This window comes from Iamia sp. SCSIO 61187, assembly GCF_019443745.1.
Taxonomy (GTDB): domain Bacteria; phylum Actinomycetota; class Acidimicrobiia; order Acidimicrobiales; family Iamiaceae; genus Iamia.
In genome coordinates this window covers 1,122,262-1,139,401 of the sequence record NZ_CP050948.1, presented here as the reverse complement: position 1 = coordinate 1,139,401, position 17,140 = coordinate 1,122,262, and the positions used below count along the sequence as shown (strand labels likewise).

Here is a 17,140-nt window from a genome sequence, read left to right as displayed (position 1 = left end):
GGGGGCAGCGGGACGCTAGGGGGTGGGCCCGGCGCCTGCTGGCGCCGGACCCACCCGTCAGCGGATCAGGAGGGCCAGGCCTCCTCGACGGTGGTGAGGGCCTCTTCGACCGTCTTGTTGCCGGACACGATGTCCACGGCGGCGGTCCAGAACTCACCGGCGCCGATCTCACCCGGCATCAGGTCGCTGCCGTCGAACCGGACGGGGTCGGCCTCGCTCAGGATCTCGGCGAAGGTCTGCTCGATCTCCGACGGGTACAGGCTCGTGTCGGTGTTCTGGTTCGGGGCCAGGAAGCCACCGGTCGGGGCACGGGCGTCGCCGTACTCGCTGCTGCCGATGAACTCCAGGACCTCCATGACCTCGGGGCGGTCGCTGAAGGCGGCGGCGTAGATGCCACCGCTCAGGGTCACCTGGCCGAAGTCCTGGTCGGCGAAGGTGGGCAGGTAGAACGCGTTGACCTGACCGTCCTCACCGATCTCGGTGCCCTCGGGCCAGTTGGCGGCGTAGAAGTTGCCCTGCCGGTGCATCATGCAGTCGCCCTCGAGGAGGGGGAGGCCGGCGTCGGCGAACGGCGTGGCCGCGATGTTCTGCAGACCGCCGAACACCATGCCCTCGGTGGCCCACAGGTCGTAGACGTACTCGACGACCTCGACCACGTCCGGGTCGTTGAACGGGATCTCGTGGTTCACCCACTGGTCGTAGACCTCGGGGCCCTTCAGCCGCAGCATGAAGTCCTCGATCCAGTCCGTCATGGGCCAGCCGGTGGCGGCGTCGGAGCCGATGCCGATGCAGAACGGGGTGTCGCCGTTGGCGATCATCTCGTCGGCCTGCGAGAGCAGGTCCTCCATGGTCTCGGGCACGGTGTAGCCCTTCTCCTCGAAGGCCGTGGGGTCGTACCAGACCAGGCTCTTGAGGTCGGCCTTGGCCGGCACGCCGTAGAGGTCACCGTCGATGGTGGCCAGCTCGAGCAGGCCCTCGGGGAGCCCGTCGAAGCCGCTGGCGATCTCCTCGGGGATCGGCACCAGGTCGTCCTGGAAGTCGCGGATCTTGCCCGGCTGCGGGAAGAAGGCGATGTCCGGGGCGTTGCCGCCGTCGACCTGACCACCGATCTGCTCCTCGAAGCTGCGGTCGCCGGCGTAGTCGATGGTGATGCCGGTCTCCTCCTCGAAGGCGGCGAAGGCGTCGACGAGGCCCTGGGCCTCGCCCTCGACCTCGGGGCCGGCCATGGTCACGACCTTGTCGCCGTCACCCCCGCCGCCCCCACCGGAGCTCTCCTCGCCGTCGTCGTCGTCGGCACAGGCAGCCCCGAGGAGGGCGACCGCCAGTGCGATCGTCAGGAGGGTCCGGGTGGCCCCTCGGCGTCGTGGTTGCATGTGTCTTCTCCTGGGTTGGGGTCAGGCCGGTCCCGCGCCAGCGGAACGGGGACCGGTGGTGGAACGCACCACGACCTCGAGCGGGAGCTCGTGGACGTGGGCGGTGGGTGCGGCATCGCCGCTGAGCACCTCGAGGAGCAGGCGGGTGGCGACCCGACCGCTCTCGAAGAGGGGTTGGTGGACGGTGGTGAGGCCGACGTAGCCGGCCAGCTCGATGTCGTCGAAGCCGATGACCGACAGGTCCTCGGGCACCCGGACGCCGAGCGATCGGGCCGCCTCGAGCACGCCGAGCGCCTGGACGTCGGCGGTGGCGAAGATGGCGGTGGGCGGGTCGGGGAGTCTGAGCAGGTCCTTGGCGATGGCGACCGCCACCTCTCGGGCGTGGGTTCCGTACCGGACCAGAGCCTCGTCGACGGGGACGCCGGCGTCGGCCATGGTCTGGCGGAACCCGAGCTCGCGGTCGTCGGCGGCGGTGAAGCCGAGCGGCTCGTCCTGGTCGCCGCCGATGAAGGCGATGCGCTCGTGGCCCCGGTCGAGGAGGTGCTGGGTCGCCAGGCGACCGCCGGCGACGTCGTCGACCACGACCGACGAGACCCCCTCGCCGACGGCGTCGACGAGCACGACCGGCACGCCGGCGGCGACGATGCGGGCCAGGTCGGCGGGGGGCGGCGGGAACGACATGAGGAGGAGGCCGTCGGCCCGGTCCCGGCGCGTGAGCGTGCCGAGGAAGTCGTCGCGGTGGGCCTCGGTCTCGACGTTGAAGATGACGAGGTCGTGCTGGGCCCCGTCGAGGGCGGCGGCGACGCCGCGCAGGCGCTCGATCGGCGACGGGGTCGTGAAGTAGGGGACGACGACGCCGAGGGTGCGGCACCGGCCCCGCGACAGGCCCTGGGCCAGCGGGTTGGGCCGGTACCCCAGCTCGGCGATGGTGTCGAGCACCCGGGCCCGGGTGGCCTCGGAGACCTTGGGGCTGCCGTTGAGCACCCGCGACACCGTCCCCGCTCCCACGCCCGCCCGGGCTGCGACATCGGCGATGGTGGCCACGGGCACGGGCTCCTCTCGGGTCGACGCGCCCTCCCCTCGGACGGGCGCCCCAGCGTGGAAGCGGTTCCACGGTGTGACGTGCACCATACGGAGGTGACCTGGAGGTGTCAACGGTCTCACCGGACCGTGACCGACCCGTGACCGAGACCTGCACCCCGCCCGGGCCCTCGGCGAGGAGGGTGCCCCGGGCTCGGGGCGGGCGGTGGGGCGCATCACGGGCACCGTCGCACCCGCCGCCCGGCGCCGCCAGGGTCCTTCGACCCTGGTCGGGGCGCCGGCGCGCCTACGACTCGACCCAGAGGGTGCCCTTCATGGTCGAGGCGTGGGGCTCGCACTCGAAGGCGTGGGGGCCGACCTCGGTGGCCTCGAACTCCAGGGTCTGGGTGGTGGGCCCGGCCTCGACGTCGGTCTTGGCCGCGCCCGACGGGCCCTCGATGGCCAGGTTGTGGCCCACCGAGCGGTCGCGGTTCTCGACGGTGAAGGTGATCGTCGTGCCCACCGGCACCCGCAGGCAGTCGGTGTCCCACCGGAGGTTCTCGGCGACGAGCGTGTGCGCCCCGTCCTCCACCCGGGTGCAGTCGTCGGGTGCGGCCGACGGGGCGTCGTCACCGCAGCCGACGAGACCGCCGACGAGGGCGAGGACCAGCAGGAGACCGGGGAGGGACCGACGACGTGGCACGGTGGCCGACCGTACCGACCGGGCCGGGGACCGGGCACCTCGGAGCACCGCCGGTCGCTCCGGGGCGGGCCGAGGCTCCCCACCCGGGCCGAGGGGTCGGCCGGTAGGCTCGGGCCGTGGCCCCGTATCGCACCCCCGAGTACCACCCGGCGTTCGAGGAGTACTGCGAGGCGATCTACGAGCTCAACGAGGACGACGTCGACGTCATCCAGGCCCGCATCGCCGAGCGCCTCGAGGTGTCCCGGCCGGCGGTGTCGGAGATGATCCGCAAGCTCGAGGGCGAGGGGCTGGTCGCGGTCGACGGGCGCATCAGCCTCACCGGCGACGGCCTGCGCCTGGCCGAGTCGGTCGTGCGCCGCCACCGCCTGGCCGAGCGGTTCCTGACCGACGTCCTCAAGCTCTCGTGGGCCGAGGCCCACAAGGAGGCGGGCAAGTGGGAGCACGTCATCTCCCAGAACGTCGAGGAGGCGATGGACAAGCTCCTCGGTGCGCCGACGACGTGCCCGCACGGCAACCCCATCCCCGGCGCCGACTACACCGCTCCGGTGTCCTCACCCCTCGGTGAGCTCGAGGTCGGGTCGGCGTTCGTCGTGAACCGCATCCCCGAGGAGCTCGAGTTCGCCCCCGGCATGCTCGAGTTCCTGGAGTCGGCCGACATCCTCCCGGGCCGGGCCGGCGTCATCACCGCGACCTCCCCCGACGGCACCACCACCGTCGAGGTCGGCGGCGCCCACGTGGGCATCGGCGCCTTCGCCAGCGCTCGCATCCTCGTCACCACCTGACGGGCCGCCGTTCACGGACCGGCAACATCGGCGACACCGGTGCGGGGCTACCCTCCGCGGGCTCGACCTCGGCGGTCACGGTCGAGGCCCATCCCATGACGGCCACGCCCACCCCCTCCTCCGTGCTCCCTCCCGCCGCCGAGGGACGCCCGCCGGGCTACGACGCCCTGCGCACCCCGAGCGGGGAGGTCCGCGGCCCGTGGTCGCGGGTGGCGGCGACGCTCGACGAGCTCGGCCTCCCCGAGCTGCGGGAGCGCCGCCGCGAGTCCGACCGGCTGCTCGACGAGGACGGCGTCACCTTCAACGCCGCCGGACCCACCGACGGAGCCCCGACGACGGGCTCGGACGGACCGCGGGTCGGACCGGCCCGGCGTTGGCCCCTCGACCCCGTCCCGGCCCTGCTGACGAGCGACGAGTGGAGCGCCATCGAGCGGGGCGTCGTCGAGCGCACCGAGCTGCTGAACCTCGTCCTCGCCGACCTGTACGGACCGCGCCAGCTGCTGCGCCAGGGCCTGGTGCCCGCCGAGCTGGTGCTCTCCGACCCCGCCTTCCTGCGCCCCTGCGACGGCATCGCCCTCGACGGGCCCGTCCAGCTGGTCACCGCCGGGTTCGACCTGGCGCGCGACCCCGACGGCCGCCACCTCGTCCTCACGCACCGGGCCCAGGCCCCGGCGGGCGCCGGTTACGCCCTCCAGAACCGGGAGGTGACGTCGCGGGTCTTCCCCAGCCTCTACCGCGACAGCGAGGTCCACCGGCTGGCCCCGTTCTTCCGGACGCTCCGCACCGCGCTCGTGGCCGCGGCGCCGGCCGACGTCGACGACCCGCGCATCGTCGTGCTCTCCCCCGGTCCGCTGGCGGGCGCCGCCTTCGAGCACGCCCTCCTCGCCCGCCACCTCGGCTACACGCTCGTCGAGGGGGCCGACCTCACCGTCCGGCGGGGACGGGTGTGGCTGCGGTCGCTGGGCCGCCACGAGCCGGTGCACGTGATCCTCCGGCGCCTCGACCCCGAGTTCTGCGACCCGGTGGAGCTCCGGCCCGACTCCCAGCTCGGCGTGCCCGGCCTCGTCGACGCCTGCCGCCGGGGCACCGTGGCGGTCGTCAACCCGCTCGGCTCGGGGGTGCTCGAGAACCCCGGCCTGGTGCCCTTCCTCCCCTCCGTGGCCGCCGCCCTCCTCGGCCACGACCTGGAGCTGCGGTCGGCCCAGGCGTGGTGGTGCGGCGACGACACCGGGCTGTCCCACGTCCTGGCCCACCTGGACCGGCTGGTGCTCCGCCAGGTCGGCCGGCAGCCCGACGGTCGCGTCCCCGCCCCGATCGAGGGCGCCCTCCTGAGCAGCGCGGAGAGGGAGGCCCTGGCGACGCGCATCGCCGCCGAGCCCCGCCGGTGGACCGGCACCGAGCGGGTCGAGCTGGGGTCGACCCCGACGCTCACCGACCGCGGGCTGGAGGCCCGGGCGAGCGTCCTGCGCACCTTCACCGTCGCCCGGGGTGACTCCTACGCGGTGATGCCCGGCGGGCTGACGCGGGTGCTGCCCGCCCAGCGGGCGCGGGTGACCGCCCACTCGGCCCTGACGGCCAAGGACACGTGGGTGCTGGCGTCCGAGCCCGAGCGGCTCACGGGCTTCTGGCTCCAGGCCGGGCCGGCGGTCGAAGCGGTCGCGCCCGAGGGGTCGATGTCGTCGCGGGCGGCGGAGAACCTCTTCTGGCTCGGCCGCTACGCCGAGCGGGCCGAGACGCTCATCCGCCTGCTGCGGGTCGTGGGCGACCGGCGCAACGACTTCGAGCACGGGACGAACCCCGCCGGAAGGGCCTCGCTCGCCGTGCTCCTCCACGCCCTCTCGGCGGTCACGGGCGGCGCCCCGGGGTACGCCGACCCCGGCCCCGCGCCCGGCGAGCTGCCGTCGGCGGCCGAGTCGGGGGCCGAGCTCCGGTCGCTCGTCGTCGACGCCGACCGCCCCGGGTCGCTGGCCTACGCCGCCCGGCGTCTCATCGACGCCGCCCAGACGGTGCGGGACCAGCTCTCGAGCGACACCTGGCCGCTCCTCACCGCCCTCGACCACGAGCTGCTCGGCCCGGCGGCCCGGACCTACCCCCGCGGCGTCGGCCGGGCCACGCTCAGCCGGGCGCTCCAGGCGCTGATGGCCCTCTCGGGCCTGACCGCCGAGAGCATGGTGCGGGACCCGGGGTGGCACTTCATGGAGGCCGGCCGCCGGCTCGAGCGCGGGGTCGGCGTGGCGCTGCTCCTGCGGGCGACGGTGACCACGGCCCGCGACACGGCGACCGACAGCCTCGTGCTCGAGTCGGTGCTGAGCGCGACCGAGAGCATCATCACCTACCGGCGGCGCTACCGGTCGCACGGCCAGCTCGAGACGCTCCTCGACCTCCTCGTCCTCGACCCCGGCAACCCCCGCTCGCTCGCCCACCAGGTCGACCTGCTGGGAGCCGCCGTCGACGCGCTGCCCGACCGCGACGGCGACGGTCGGCTGTCGCCCGCCGGCCGCCTCGTCCTCCAGACGGCGACGGCCGTGCGCGTGGCCGACACCCGCGCCCTCGCCACCACCGACGCCGCCGACGGCCGCCTGCGGCCCGGGCTGGCCGCGTTCCTCGACGGCCAGGTCACCGGGTTCCGGCAGACGGCCGACGCCATCAGCGCGGCCCACTTCACCCCGATCCTCCCCCAGCGCCCGCTCGTCCCGGCGGCGGCCAGGCGATGAGGCGATGAGGCGATGAGGCGATGAGGCGATGAGGCGATGAGCGTCTACCGGGTCACCCACCGGACCGAGTACCGCTACCAGGAGGAGGTCACCGCCAGCTACGGCCAGACCCACCTCCTCCCCCGCGCCGCCCCCGGCCAGGAGCCGCAGGACGCCACGGTGTCGTTCTGGCCCGTGCCCGACGACCGGCGCACCCGCACCGACTTCCACGGCAACCGGTGCATCGCCTTCTCGATCCTCGCCCCGCACCTGCGGCTCACGGTCGAGGCGACGAGCACCGTCGAGGTCACCGGCCCGCCGGCGCCGACGCTGACGGCCGACATGCCGTGGGAGGTGGCCCGCGACGAGATCCGCCGCTCCACCGACCCCGTCGGCCTCGAGGCGCGGGAGATGGCGCTGGCCTCGCCCCGGGTCGGCCTCAGCCCCGCAGTGCGGGACTACGCGGCGCCGTCGTTCCGGCCCGGCCGTCCGCTGCTCGACGCCGTCGTGGACCTGGCGCACCGGATCCACACCGACTTCGCCTACGACCCCAGCGCCACCGACGTGGGCACGACCGTCGACGAGGCCCTCGCCGCCCGCGGGGGCGTGTGCCAGGACTTCGCCCACCTGGCCATCGCCTGCGTGCGGGCCCAGGGCCTGGCCGCCCGGTACGTGAGCGGGTACCTGGAGACCGACCCGCCCCCGGGTCGTCCCCGCCTCGAGGGCGCCGACGCCACCCACGCCTGGCTGGCCGTGCACCTGCCCGGCGACGGGTGGGTCGGCATCGACCCGACCAACGACGTCCTCGCCGGCGACCGCCACATCACCACGGCGTGGGGCCGCGACTACGGCGACGTCCCGCCTGTCGAGGGCATCATCTTCACCGAGGGCCGGACCCACTCCATGGAGGTCGCCGTCGACGTGGTGCGCCTGTGAGCGGCGCGGGGGCGAGCGGGTGACGAGAAGGTGAGGCCCTACGAGTGCTCCCGGTGCGGGGGACTGCTGGACATCGGCGACGGGGTGTGCCCGCGGTGCGCGGCGCCGCTCGGCTTCGCCCTTCCGCTCGACGACGTCCTCGTCCTCGACGGCCCCGACGGTGACGGCTGGGTGCGGTGCGCCGAGCACCCGTCGCTCGGCTGCACGTGGGTGATCCGGCCCGACGACGGTCCCCGGTGCGAGTCGTGCCGGCTCACCCGCACGGTCCCCGGCGACGACGACCCGCGCGACCACGCCCACCTCGTGGTGATCGAGCAGGCGAAGCGGCGGCTCGTCGTCCAGCTCCGCCGGATCGGCCTCCCGATCGTCGACCGGGCCGCCGATCCGGAGGCGGGGCTCGCCTTCGACCTCCTGTCGACCCGGTTCGAGCCGGTGACGATCGGCCACGCCGACGGGGTGATCACCATCGACCTGGCCGAGAGCGACGACGCCCACCGGGAGATGCTCCGCGCCCAGCTCGACGAGCCGTACCGCACCGTCCTCGGCCACCTCCGCCACGAGGTCGGGCACTACTTCTGGGGGGTCCTCATCGCCCGGGCCGGGCGCCACGAGGGGTTCCGGGCCCTGTTCGGCGACGAGCGGGCGAGCTACCAGGACGCCCTCGACCGCCACTACGCCGTCGGCGCCCCGGTCGGCTGGCAGGAGCGCTGGGTCAGTGCCTACGCCACCATGCACCCGTGGGAGGACTGGGCCGAGACCTTCGCCCACTACCTCCACATCCGCGACACGCTCGACACCGCCGGCGCCTTCGGGATGTCGCTCGCCGGACCCGACGAGGGCACCGCCGTCGGGGCGGTCGCGCCGTCGGGTGACGTCGACGACGAGAGCTTCTGGTCCGTCGCCCGGGACTGGACCGCCCTGGCGACGGCCCTCAACGCCGTGAACCGGTCGATGGGCCACGCCGACCTCTACCCGTTCGCCCTCACGCCCCCGGTCATCGAGAAGCTGGCCTACGTCCACGACCTCGTCCGCGGCGCGACCTGACCGGAGCCTCGCACGGATGGTGCCAGGCACCTTCCGTGGCCATCGCACGGATGGTGCCAGGCACCTTCCGTGGTCATCGCCGCGGGACCGCCGACCGGTGCCTGGCACCGGTCGGCGGTCAGAGGGCGGCGAGGACGGGCTCGTCCGGCGGGCGGCCGACGGCGCGGACGGTGGGGGCACCGTCGACGATGCGGACCCAGGCGCGGTCGCCCACGGCCAGGCCCAGGCCGGCCAGCTCGGTGCGGGTCATGGTGACGAGGACGACCTGGTCGTCGGTGGCGACGTCGATGCGCACCTCGAACCCGACCCGGGTGATGCGCTGGACGGTGCCGGGGACGACGGCGCCCGGCGCCGACCCGCCGGGGCCCGACGCCGAGAGGGCCAGGTCGTGGGGCCGGACGAGGTGGTCGCCGAGCTGGGTGACGGGGCCCAGGAACCGCATGACGAAGTCGTTGGCCGGTGCGTCGTAGAGGGCGTCGGGCGGGCCGATCTGCTCGATGCGCCCGTCGTTGATGACGACGATCTCGTCGGCGACCTCCAGCGCCTCCTCCTGGTCGTGGGTGACGAAGACGGTCGTGACGTGGACCTCGTCGTGCAGGCGTCGCAGCCACTCGCGCAGCTCCTTGCGGACCTTGGCGTCCAGGGCGCCGAAGGGCTCGTCGAGGAGCAGCACGGTCGGCTCGACGGCCAGGGCCCGGGCCAGGGCCATGCGCTGTCGCTGGCCGCCGGAGAGCTGCCCGGGCAGGCGATCGGCGAACTGCTCCAGGTGCACAAGCTCGAGCAGCTCCTGGACCTTGGCCCTGACCTCGGCCTTGGGCCGCTTGCGGATCTCGAGCCCGAAGGCCACGTTGCGGGCCACGGTGAGGTGCTTGAAGGCGGCGTAGTGCTGGAACACGAAGCCGACGTTGCGCTTCTGCGGGGGCAGGTGGGTCGACTCGACCCCCTCGATCTCGATGGTGCCGGCGTCGGCGTCCTCCAGCCCGGCGATGATCCGCAGCAGGGTGGACTTGCCCCCGCCGCTGGGGCCCAGCAGGGCGGTCAGCTGCCCGGTGGGGATGCTGACGTCGATGCCGGAGAGGGCGACGAAGTCCCCGAACCGCTTCTCGACGCCACGGACCTCGATGCTCATGGCCTCACCTCTCCTCGGACTCGGGTCGCAGGAACGACACCACGGCGATGCAGACCACGGCGACCGCCGCCAGGAGGAAGGCGATGGCGTAGGCCGAGGCCAGGTTCTCGGCGCCGAACTGCTGGTACTCGTGCTCCACCGCGAGGGTCGCGGTGCGGGTCTTGCCGCCGACGTTGCCGGCGACGACCTTGACGGCGCCGAACTCCCCCAGCGACCGGGCCAGGCTGAGGACGACGCCGTAGACGACCGCCCACCTGATGGCGGGGAGGGTGATGCGGCGGAACGTCTGGACGGCGTTGGCCCCGAGGCTCCGGGCCGCCTGCTCCTGGTCGATGCCGATCTCCTCCAGCACGGGCACGACCTCGCGGATCACCAGCGGGAGGGCCACGAACGTGGTGGCCATGATGATCCCCGGGGTGGCGAAGATGATCTGGAAGCCGGCGTCCTCGAGCGCCGGGCCGAACCATCCGTCGCGACCGCCGTAGACGAGCACGAGCGACAGCCCGACGACGACCGGCGACACCGACAGCGGGACGTCGACCAGGGCGCTGAGCAGCCGGCGTCCCGGGAACCGGTGGCGGACCAGCAGGATGGAGATCCCCAGGCCGAACACCAGGTTGATCAGGACCGACACCAGCGCGACCCGCACGGTCAGACCGAGGGCGGCGGTGACCTCCTCGTCGCCGAAGGCGCTCGAGAGGGTGCCGAGGCCGTCGGCGAAGGTCTGCTTGGCGACCAGCGAGACGGGCCACGCCACCAGGAGGAACAGGTAGCCGATGACGATGGCGCGGAAGATGTAGGTCAGCGGACCGCGCCGGCGGACCTTCGGGCGGGGGGCGTCAGCCACGGCGGCTCACCCGCCTCTGGATCACGTCGAGCAGCACGATGACGACGAGGGCCACGGCCAGCAGGACGGTGGCGACCACGGCGGCGTCGGCGTTCCGGCCCCCCTCGATGTAGGTGAGGATCCGGACGGAGGTGACCTCGGTCCGCAGCGGCAGGTTCCCCGACAGGAGCACCAGCGAGCCGTACTCGCTGATCGCCCGGGCGAACGAGAGCGCGGCTCCCGAGGCGATCGCCGGGGTCAGGCTGGGCAGGATCACCCGCCGGAAGGTGGTGGCGCGGCTGGCCCCGAGCGAGGCGGCCGCCTCCTCGACCTCGCGGTCGATCTCCAGCAGCACCGGCTGCACGGTGCGCACGACGAACGGCAGCGTCACGAACAGGAAGGCCAGGAAGACCGAGGCCCGCGTGCCCGTGACGTCCACCGGCGTCGGCCCCTTGGGCCCGTAGAGCTGGAGCAGCACCAGCCCGGCGACGATCGTCGGCAGGGCGAAGGGCAGGTCGATCAGCACCTCGAGCACCCGCTTGCCCCAGAAGTGGTCGCGCACCAGGACCCATGCGATGAGCGTGCCCATGACCGAGCTCACGACGGTGACCAGCGCAGCCATGCCGATCGTCAGCCGCAGGGCGGCGGCCGTGTTCGGGTTCGACAACGTCTCCCGGAACCCGTCCCACCCGCCGGTGGTGGCCCGGGCCACCACCGCCGAGAGCGGGAGGAGCACCAGGAGGCTCAACCAGAGCAGGGCGGTGCCGAGGCCGACGCCCGAGGCGAGGCCGATGCCGCCGGATGCGGCCGACCGGCGCGTGCGCGCCGATCGGCCGCCCAGGCCCGCGACCGTCGTGGCCACGTCAGACCCGCCGGGGCGACGGGACCGGCGGGCTCACTCGGTCCTCCCCGTCTCCTGCTGGATGCGGGGGACGATGCCCTCCTCCTCGTCGAAGAACCGGGCGGTGGCCTCGGACCACCCACCGAAGGCCTCGCCGACGGTGATCAGCGTCTCGGGCTCGGGGAACGGGTTCGACGGGTCGTTGGCCCCCTCGACCTCGGGGATCTCGAGCCCGTCGATCACCGGGCGGAAGCCCTTCTCCACGAACTCGAGCTGGCCCTCCTCGCTGAGCACGAAGTCGAGCCACGGCTGGGCGATCTCGTCGGCCTCCTCCAGGACGGCACCCGGGTTCTCGATGAGCAGGGTCGTGTCGGGGACGATGTAGTCGAAGGCCTCGCCGCTCTGGCGGGCGAGGATGGCCTCGTTCTCGTAGGAGATGAGGACGTTGCCGGTGCCGTCCTTGAAGGCGGTGGTGGCGTCCCGCCCGCTCCCGGGCAGGGCGGCGACGTTCTCGAAGAAGCCGGTGAGGTACTCCTCGGCCTCGGCCTCGGTGCCGCCGTCGGCGATCACCTGGCCGTAGGCGGCGAGGATGTTCCACTTCGCCGCCCCCGACGACCCGGGGTTCGGGGTGATGATCTCGACGCCGTCCTGCAGGAGGTCGTCCCAGTCCTCGATGCCGTCGGGGTTGCCCTCGGGGACGACGAAGACCACGACCGAGTCGGAGACGATCCCGTCGGTCTCGTTGTCCTTCCAGTCCTCGGCCACGAGCCCGGCGTCGACCAGGCGGGTCACGTCGGGCTCGATCGAGAAGTGGACGTAGTCCGCCTCCAGACCGCCCTCGACGGCCCGGCTCTGGTCGCCCGACGCACCGTAGGAGCCCTCGACCCGGGCCCCCTCGCCCTCGGGCGTCTCGGTGAACTTCTCGAAGATGGCGAGGTTGGCCTCCTCGGGGACGGCGAAGCCGACGATGTTGAGGGTCTGACCGCCGCCCCCGCCCCCGCCCCCGGAGGCGTCGTCGTCGTCGCCCCCGCAGGCCGTGACGACCATCAGGCCGGCGATGGCGATCGCCAGCGCGGCACGGCGTCGGCTCCTCGTGCGGGTGGTCATCGGGACCGGTTCCTCCTGCGCCCGGGGGCGCCTCCAACCAACCAGGCCTTTCCGGTCGGTTCGGGTCACATTAGGCATGCAGATGATCCCGGTCAACTTGGTGGGGATGCGGTCCGGCGCCCCTCAAGCGCCCTCCACCCGCCGTCCAACCGCTCCGGAGGATGGTGACAACACCCCGGAGAGCCCGGGCGTCGCACCCATCGGAGCCCGCATGACCCACCCCCGCACGCTGCCGGTCGCCCCCGACGTCTGGCTCGTCCGGTCCTCGGTCGACGCCGAGGCGGCGGCCCTCCCCCTGAGCTCCCTGGTGGTGACGGGGGCCGACCCCGTCCTCGTCGACACCGGCGACGGTCGGGACCGGGACGCCTGGTGGGCGCAGGTGGAGGCCGTCGTCGACCCCCGCGAGGTCCGCTGGGTGGTCCTGAGCCACGACGACCCCGCCCACTGCGGCGCCCTGCCCGACGTCCTCGCCCGCTGCCCGGACGCGACGGTGGTCGCCTCGTGGGCCATGGCCGAGCGGCTGGCCGCCCGGGCCCCGGGGGTGGCCCGGACCCGGGTGCGGTGGGTGGCCGAGGGCGACGTCGTCCCGGGCGGCGGGCGGGAGCTGTGCGTCCTGCGCCCGCCGGCCTACGACTCCCCGGCGACGCTCGGTCTGCTCGACGCCGCCACCGGGGTCTTCTGGTCGTCGGTGTGCTTCGGCACCCCCGTCCCCCACGACGTCGAGGAGGTGTCGGTGCTCGACCGCGACGTGTGGGAGGACGGCCTGGCCCGGTACCACCTCCGCCTGAGCCCGTGGATCGCCGACGTCGACCCGGCGCGGTGGCGGGCGGCCGTCAGCCGCGTCGCCGTCCACGGCCCCCGGACCATCGCCTCGGCCCGGGGTCCGCTGATCCGGCGGGGCGACGTGGGCCGGGCCCTCGACATGCTCATCGACCTGGCCGGGCTGCCCGAGCCCGCCCCCGACCGGCCGGGAGGGGTCTGAGCCCCTGCGACGGCGCCGGTCCTCCCCCGCCCGGTGCCCGATCTCCGGCGCGACCGCCAGTAGCCTCCCGAGCCGCTCGTGCCGACACCGTGCGAGGCCACACCATCGCGTCCGACCGCACCCCGAACCTGGAGATCTCGGTCCTGGGGCCGCTGCGCGCCTGGTCGGACGACGGCGAGCACGCCGTCGGCGGCCGGCGCCAGCGCAGCGTGCTGGCCCGGCTGGCGATCGCCGGCGGCGAGGTGGTCGGCGCCGAGCGGGTGATCGACGACCTGTGGGACGGCGAACCGCCCCGCAGCGCAACCAACACCCTGCAGAGCTACGTGTCCAACCTGCGCCGGACCCTCGACCACGACGCCTCGGTGGTGGTGGAGCGGGTGGGCGACGGCTACCGCATCGACCCGGCCGGGGCCGAGCTCACCGCCGTCCGCTTCGAGCGCCTCGTGGCCGAGGGCTCGGCGTCGGGGCCGCCGGCCTCCCGCCTCGCCGCCCTCGACGCCGCCCTGGGCCTGTGGCGGGGCCCGGCCCTGGGCGACCTGGCCGACGAGCCGTGGGCCCGGGGGCCGGCGGTGCGGCTCGAGGAGCTGCGCCTGGCCGCCACCGAGGCCCGCTTCGACCTCCAGCTCCAGGCCGGTCGCCACGCCGTGATCGTGGGCGACCTCGAGGCCGAGGCCACCGCCCACCCCCTGCGCGAGCGGCTCACCGCCCAGCTCGTCCTGGCCCTGTACCGCAGCGGCCGCCAGGCCGAGGCCCTCCGGGCCTACGACCGGGCCCGGGCCCACCTGGCCGACGAGCTGGGGCTGGACCCGAGCCCCGACCTGGCCCGCCTGGCCGGCCAGGTGCTCGACCAGGCCCCGGAGCTCGACCACGTCCCGGTCGCCGACGGGCCCACCCCCGTCAGCGTCCGGCCCGGCGGGGGCGACGCTCCGGTCTCGGTGCCCGAGGGCCTGCTTCCGCTCCCCCCGGCGGTCGAGGGCCGCCGGGCCCTGAGCCGGTTCGTCGGCCGCCACGAGGAGCTGGCCCGGCTGGGCGGGGCCTGGTCGGCGGCGGTCGAGGGGAGCCGCCACCTCGCCCTCGTGGCCGCCGAGCCCGGCGCGGGGAAGACCCGGCTGGCCCAGGAGATGGCCCTCCGGGTGCACGCCGAGGGCGGCCAGGTGCTCTGGGGCCGCTGCACCCCCGAGTCGCTGGCGCCCTACCAGCCCGTGGTCGAGGCCCTGCGCACGGCCACCGAGGCAATGGGCCGCGAGGCCACGCAGGCGATGGTCGCGGCCCGTCCCGCCCTCGGGCGCCTGCTGCCCGAGGCCTCCCCGGAGGCGGCCGACGAGGCCCGCCGCAGCGACCTGCTCGCCCTCTACGACGCCCTGTCCGAGCTGGGGACCGAGGTCTCGGCCGGCGCCGCCATCCTGCTCGTCGTCGACGACGCCCAGTGGGCCGACACCGCCACCTTGTCCCTCCTCGACCACCTGCTCGCCGACGGGCGCGGCGGCCGGCTGCTGGTCCTGGCCACGGTGCGCCGCCCCGCGGGCCGCGCCACCCCCGAGCTCGACGCCTTCGTCGCCGGCCAACGGCGGGCCGACCGCCTCACCGAGGTCGTCCTCCCGGGCCTGGCCCCCTCCGAGGTCGGCGAGCTGCTCGGCGGCCGGGGCGTCACCGTCGATCCCGCCACCGCCGCCGCCCTGCGCGACCGCACCGGGGGCAACCCGTTCTTCCTGGAGGCCCTGGCCGACCACGGCGGCGACCTGACCGGCAGCGACGCCCGCGCCCTGCCCACCAGCGTGCGCGACGTCCTCGACGGGCGCCTCGCCGACCTCGAGCCGGAGGCGGCGGCGGTGCTGACGGCGGCCGCGATCATCGGCCAACGCATCGACCTGGCCCTCCTCGGGACCGTGACCCGCACCGATCCCGACGCCCTCCTCGACGTCGTCGACGCCGCCGTGGCCGGTGGGCTCCTGGCCGAGGACGAGGACCTCGGCTGGGTGACGTTCCCCCACGCCCTCGTGCGCCAGGCGTTGGTGGCCCGCACGACCCGCAACCGGGAGGCGCACCTGCACCGGCGGGTCGCCGACGTCCTCGAGGCGGCCGGCACCGCACCCGCCGGGGCCGTGGCCGAGCACCTGCTGGCCGCCGGCCGCCTCGTCCCGCTGGCCCGGCGGGCCCGCGCCGCCCTCGACGCCGCCGAGGAGGCCGTCGCCGTCCTCGCCGACAACGAGGCCGACCGCTGGGTCGGCCGGGCCCTGGCCGCCCTCGACGTCGAGCCGGCGGCGGAGACCCGCCTGCGGGCCGAGGCCCTCACCCTCGCCGCCCGCGTCGCCCGCCACCTGGCCCGGCGCGAGCGGGGGGAGGAGGCCATCCGGGAGGCCGTCGCGGTCGCCCGCCGGGCCGGCGACCCCGTCCTCCTCGCCCGGGCCGCCCAGGAGCAGGCCCTGATGGAGGGCGGCGTGGGCCTCGCCTACGGGGCCGTCGACGAGGACCTCATCGCCCTGCTCGAGGAGGCCCTCGCCGCCCTCCCCCCGGGCCACGAGCAGGACCGGGCCGCCCTCCTGGGGTGGCTGTCGATCGCCCGGGACGGCACCGACCCCGAGCGGCAGGCGGACATGGCCGCCGAGGCCCTGGCCCGGGCCGAGGCCCAGCCCGGCCAGGACCACCTCCGCGCCCTCGCCCTGCTCGCCCGCCGCATCGCCGTCGCCGGCCCCGACGGGCTCGACGAGCGGCTGCGCCTGGGTCCGCAGATGGACGAGGCCGCCCGGGGGTGGCGGGAGATGGAGGTCATGTCGCTCGTGCTCGACGTGACCGGCCTGGTCGAGGCGGACCGGGTGCCCGAGGCGAGGGCGGCGCTGGAGCGGCTCCGCGCCCTCGTCGCCGACCACGACCGCCCCGGCTACCGCGCCTACCTCCTCTTCCTCGACGCCACCTTCGCCCTCCTGCGCGGCGACCTGGACGCCGGCGAGGCGCTGTCGAACGAGGCGCTCGGCGTGGGGGCCGACGCCCACGGCACCAACGCCGTGCTGATGTGGTCGGCCCAGCAGGTGAACCTGGCCCGCGAGCGGGGCACGCTCGCCGACCTGGCCCCGATCGCGGTCGAGCGGGTGGCCGAGTTCCCCCGCATCCAGGCCTGGCGCGCCGCCCTGAGCGCGGCCCGCGCCGCCCAGGGCGACCACGCCGGTGCGGCCGAGGCCTACGGGCCGCTCTTCACCGCCGGTGCGTGGGCGTCGCGGGGCGACACGTCGCTCTGGTACGTGACCACCTACCTCGTGGCCGAGTCCGCCGCCGGCGGGGCCGATGCGGTGGCGTGCGCCGCCCTCGCCGAAGCCCTCGGTCCGCTCGAGGGGCGCATGGCCATCACCGGGATGGGCTCCGGCGCCCTCGGCCCCCTCGACCGGGTTCGGGGTCTGGTGCGGGAGGTCGTGGGCGACGTCGACGGGGCCGTGTCCGCCCTGACCTCGGCCGTGGACCGGGCGACCGCCGCCGGGTTCACCCCGTGGGAGGGGCGCGCCCGCGCCGATCGGGCCCGCCTGCTCCGACGGCGCGACGGCCCCGGCGACGCCGAGCAGGCCGCAGCCGACCTCGGCCGGGCCCGCCGGGTGCGGGCCGACCTGGGGATCCGCCTGGCCCTCGACCCGACCCAGGAGCCGGACGACGGCTAGAGGCCGCGACGTGCCTGGCACGTCGCGGCCGTGCGCCGTCGAGCGACCGGCCCGATCACC

13 protein-coding genes are annotated in these 17,140 nt (G+C 75.0%); 6 read left to right on the top strand and 7 right to left on the bottom strand.

All coding sequences use genetic code 11. From position 1 onward, the window contains the following. Positions 1 to 65: 65 nt before the first annotated feature. The 3 genes from HC251_RS05600 to HC251_RS05590 form a co-directional block, all read right to left on the bottom strand. A complete protein-coding gene (locus tag HC251_RS05600) occupies positions 66 to 1,373 on the bottom strand; it encodes an ABC transporter substrate-binding protein (protein ID WP_219944324.1) in 1,308 nt (435 codons plus the stop codon). A 21-nt stretch (positions 1,374 to 1,394) separates the two neighbouring features. Further along, positions 1,395 to 2,417: a LacI family DNA-binding transcriptional regulator gene (locus HC251_RS05595; protein ID WP_219944323.1), complete on the bottom strand. Its 1,023-nt coding sequence runs from the start codon at positions 2,415 to 2,417 to the stop codon at positions 1,395 to 1,397. 283 nt (positions 2,418 to 2,700) lie between these two features. Beyond that, positions 2,701 to 3,096 (bottom strand): plastocyanin/azurin family copper-binding protein, encoded by a 396-nt coding sequence (locus HC251_RS05590; protein WP_219944322.1) that lies wholly within the window; start codon positions 3,094 to 3,096, stop codon positions 2,701 to 2,703. A gap of 116 nt (positions 3,097 to 3,212) precedes the next feature. On the opposite strand from HC251_RS05590, the gene HC251_RS05585 reads away from it, so the two are divergent. The 4 genes from HC251_RS05585 (at position 3,213) to HC251_RS05570 (ending at position 8,551) form a co-directional block, all read left to right on the top strand. Next, positions 3,213 to 3,878 carry a metal-dependent transcriptional regulator gene (locus tag HC251_RS05585; protein WP_219944321.1) on the top strand — a complete coding sequence of 222 codons (666 nt, stop codon included), beginning with the start codon at positions 3,213 to 3,215 and terminating at the stop codon, positions 3,876 to 3,878. Positions 3,879 to 3,973: 95 nt separating this feature from the next. After that, complete coding sequence (locus tag HC251_RS05580; protein WP_219944320.1) at positions 3,974 to 6,592, top strand: circularly permuted type 2 ATP-grasp protein; 2,619 nt, start codon at positions 3,974 to 3,976, stop codon at positions 6,590 to 6,592. A 36-nt stretch (positions 6,593 to 6,628) separates the two neighbouring features. Beyond that, the gene (locus HC251_RS05575; protein ID WP_219944319.1) at positions 6,629 to 7,507 is read left to right on the top strand and encodes a transglutaminase family protein; all 879 of its coding nucleotides are present in this window, start codon (positions 6,629 to 6,631) and stop codon (positions 7,505 to 7,507) included. Positions 7,508 to 7,537: 30 nt separating this feature from the next. After that, positions 7,538 to 8,551 (top strand): putative zinc-binding metallopeptidase, encoded by a 1,014-nt coding sequence (locus tag HC251_RS05570; protein WP_219944318.1) that lies wholly within the window; start codon positions 7,538 to 7,540, stop codon positions 8,549 to 8,551. Between the two features lie 118 nt (positions 8,552 to 8,669). Here HC251_RS05570 and HC251_RS05565 read toward each other — a convergent pair whose 3' ends face one another. Genes HC251_RS05565 through HC251_RS05550 form a run of 4 tightly spaced genes read right to left on the bottom strand, consistent with a single transcriptional unit; the run spans position 8,670 to position 12,454 of the window. Beyond that, a complete protein-coding gene (locus HC251_RS05565) occupies positions 8,670 to 9,680 on the bottom strand; it encodes a sulfate/molybdate ABC transporter ATP-binding protein (RefSeq protein ID WP_219944317.1) in 1,011 nt (336 codons plus the stop codon). Positions 9,681 to 9,684: 4 nt separating this feature from the next. Next, positions 9,685 to 10,527, bottom strand: coding sequence for a sulfate ABC transporter permease subunit (locus tag HC251_RS05560; protein ID WP_219944316.1), 843 nt, complete (start codon positions 10,525 to 10,527; stop codon positions 9,685 to 9,687). After that, positions 10,520 to 11,368: a sulfate ABC transporter permease subunit CysT gene (cysT, locus tag HC251_RS05555; protein ID WP_219944315.1), complete on the bottom strand. Its 849-nt coding sequence runs from the start codon at positions 11,366 to 11,368 to the stop codon at positions 10,520 to 10,522. Before cysT ends, HC251_RS05560 begins: the two co-directional genes overlap by 8 nt. Before the next feature lie 33 nt (positions 11,369 to 11,401). Then, positions 11,402 to 12,454 (bottom strand): sulfate ABC transporter substrate-binding protein, encoded by a 1,053-nt coding sequence (locus tag HC251_RS05550; protein WP_219944314.1) that lies wholly within the window; start codon positions 12,452 to 12,454, stop codon positions 11,402 to 11,404. A 211-nt stretch (positions 12,455 to 12,665) separates the two neighbouring features. Between HC251_RS05550 and HC251_RS05545 the strand changes: the two genes are divergently transcribed. Both HC251_RS05545 and HC251_RS25930 read left to right on the top strand, forming a co-directional pair. Beyond that, positions 12,666 to 13,436, top strand: a complete 771-nt coding sequence (locus HC251_RS05545; protein ID WP_219944313.1) for an MBL fold metallo-hydrolase — start codon at positions 12,666 to 12,668, stop codon at positions 13,434 to 13,436. Between the two features lie 89 nt (positions 13,437 to 13,525). After that, positions 13,526 to 17,080 carry an AfsR/SARP family transcriptional regulator gene (locus HC251_RS25930; protein ID WP_219944312.1) on the top strand — a complete coding sequence of 1,185 codons (3,555 nt, stop codon included), beginning with the start codon at positions 13,526 to 13,528 and terminating at the stop codon, positions 17,078 to 17,080. The last annotated feature ends 60 nt before the right edge of the window (positions 17,081 to 17,140 follow it).

Bases quoted from the DNA above. Each gene is read 5' to 3' on its own strand.
- HC251_RS05600 (WP_219944324.1), bottom strand. From the start codon at position 1,373: ATGCAACCACGACGCCGAGGGGCCACCCGGACCCTCCTGACGATCGCA.
- HC251_RS05580 (WP_219944320.1), top strand. From the start codon at position 3,974: ATGACGGCCACGCCCACCCCCTCCTCCGTGCTCCCTCCCGCCGCCGAG.
- HC251_RS05575 (WP_219944319.1), top strand. From the start codon at position 6,629: ATGAGCGTCTACCGGGTCACCCACCGGACCGAGTACCGCTACCAGGAG.
- HC251_RS05565 (WP_219944317.1), bottom strand. From the start codon at position 9,680: ATGAGCATCGAGGTCCGTGGCGTCGAGAAGCGGTTCGGGGACTTCGTC.
- HC251_RS05550 (WP_219944314.1), bottom strand. From the start codon at position 12,454: ATGACCACCCGCACGAGGAGCCGACGCCGTGCCGCGCTGGCGATCGCC.
- HC251_RS05545 (WP_219944313.1), top strand. From the start codon at position 12,666: ATGACCCACCCCCGCACGCTGCCGGTCGCCCCCGACGTCTGGCTCGTC.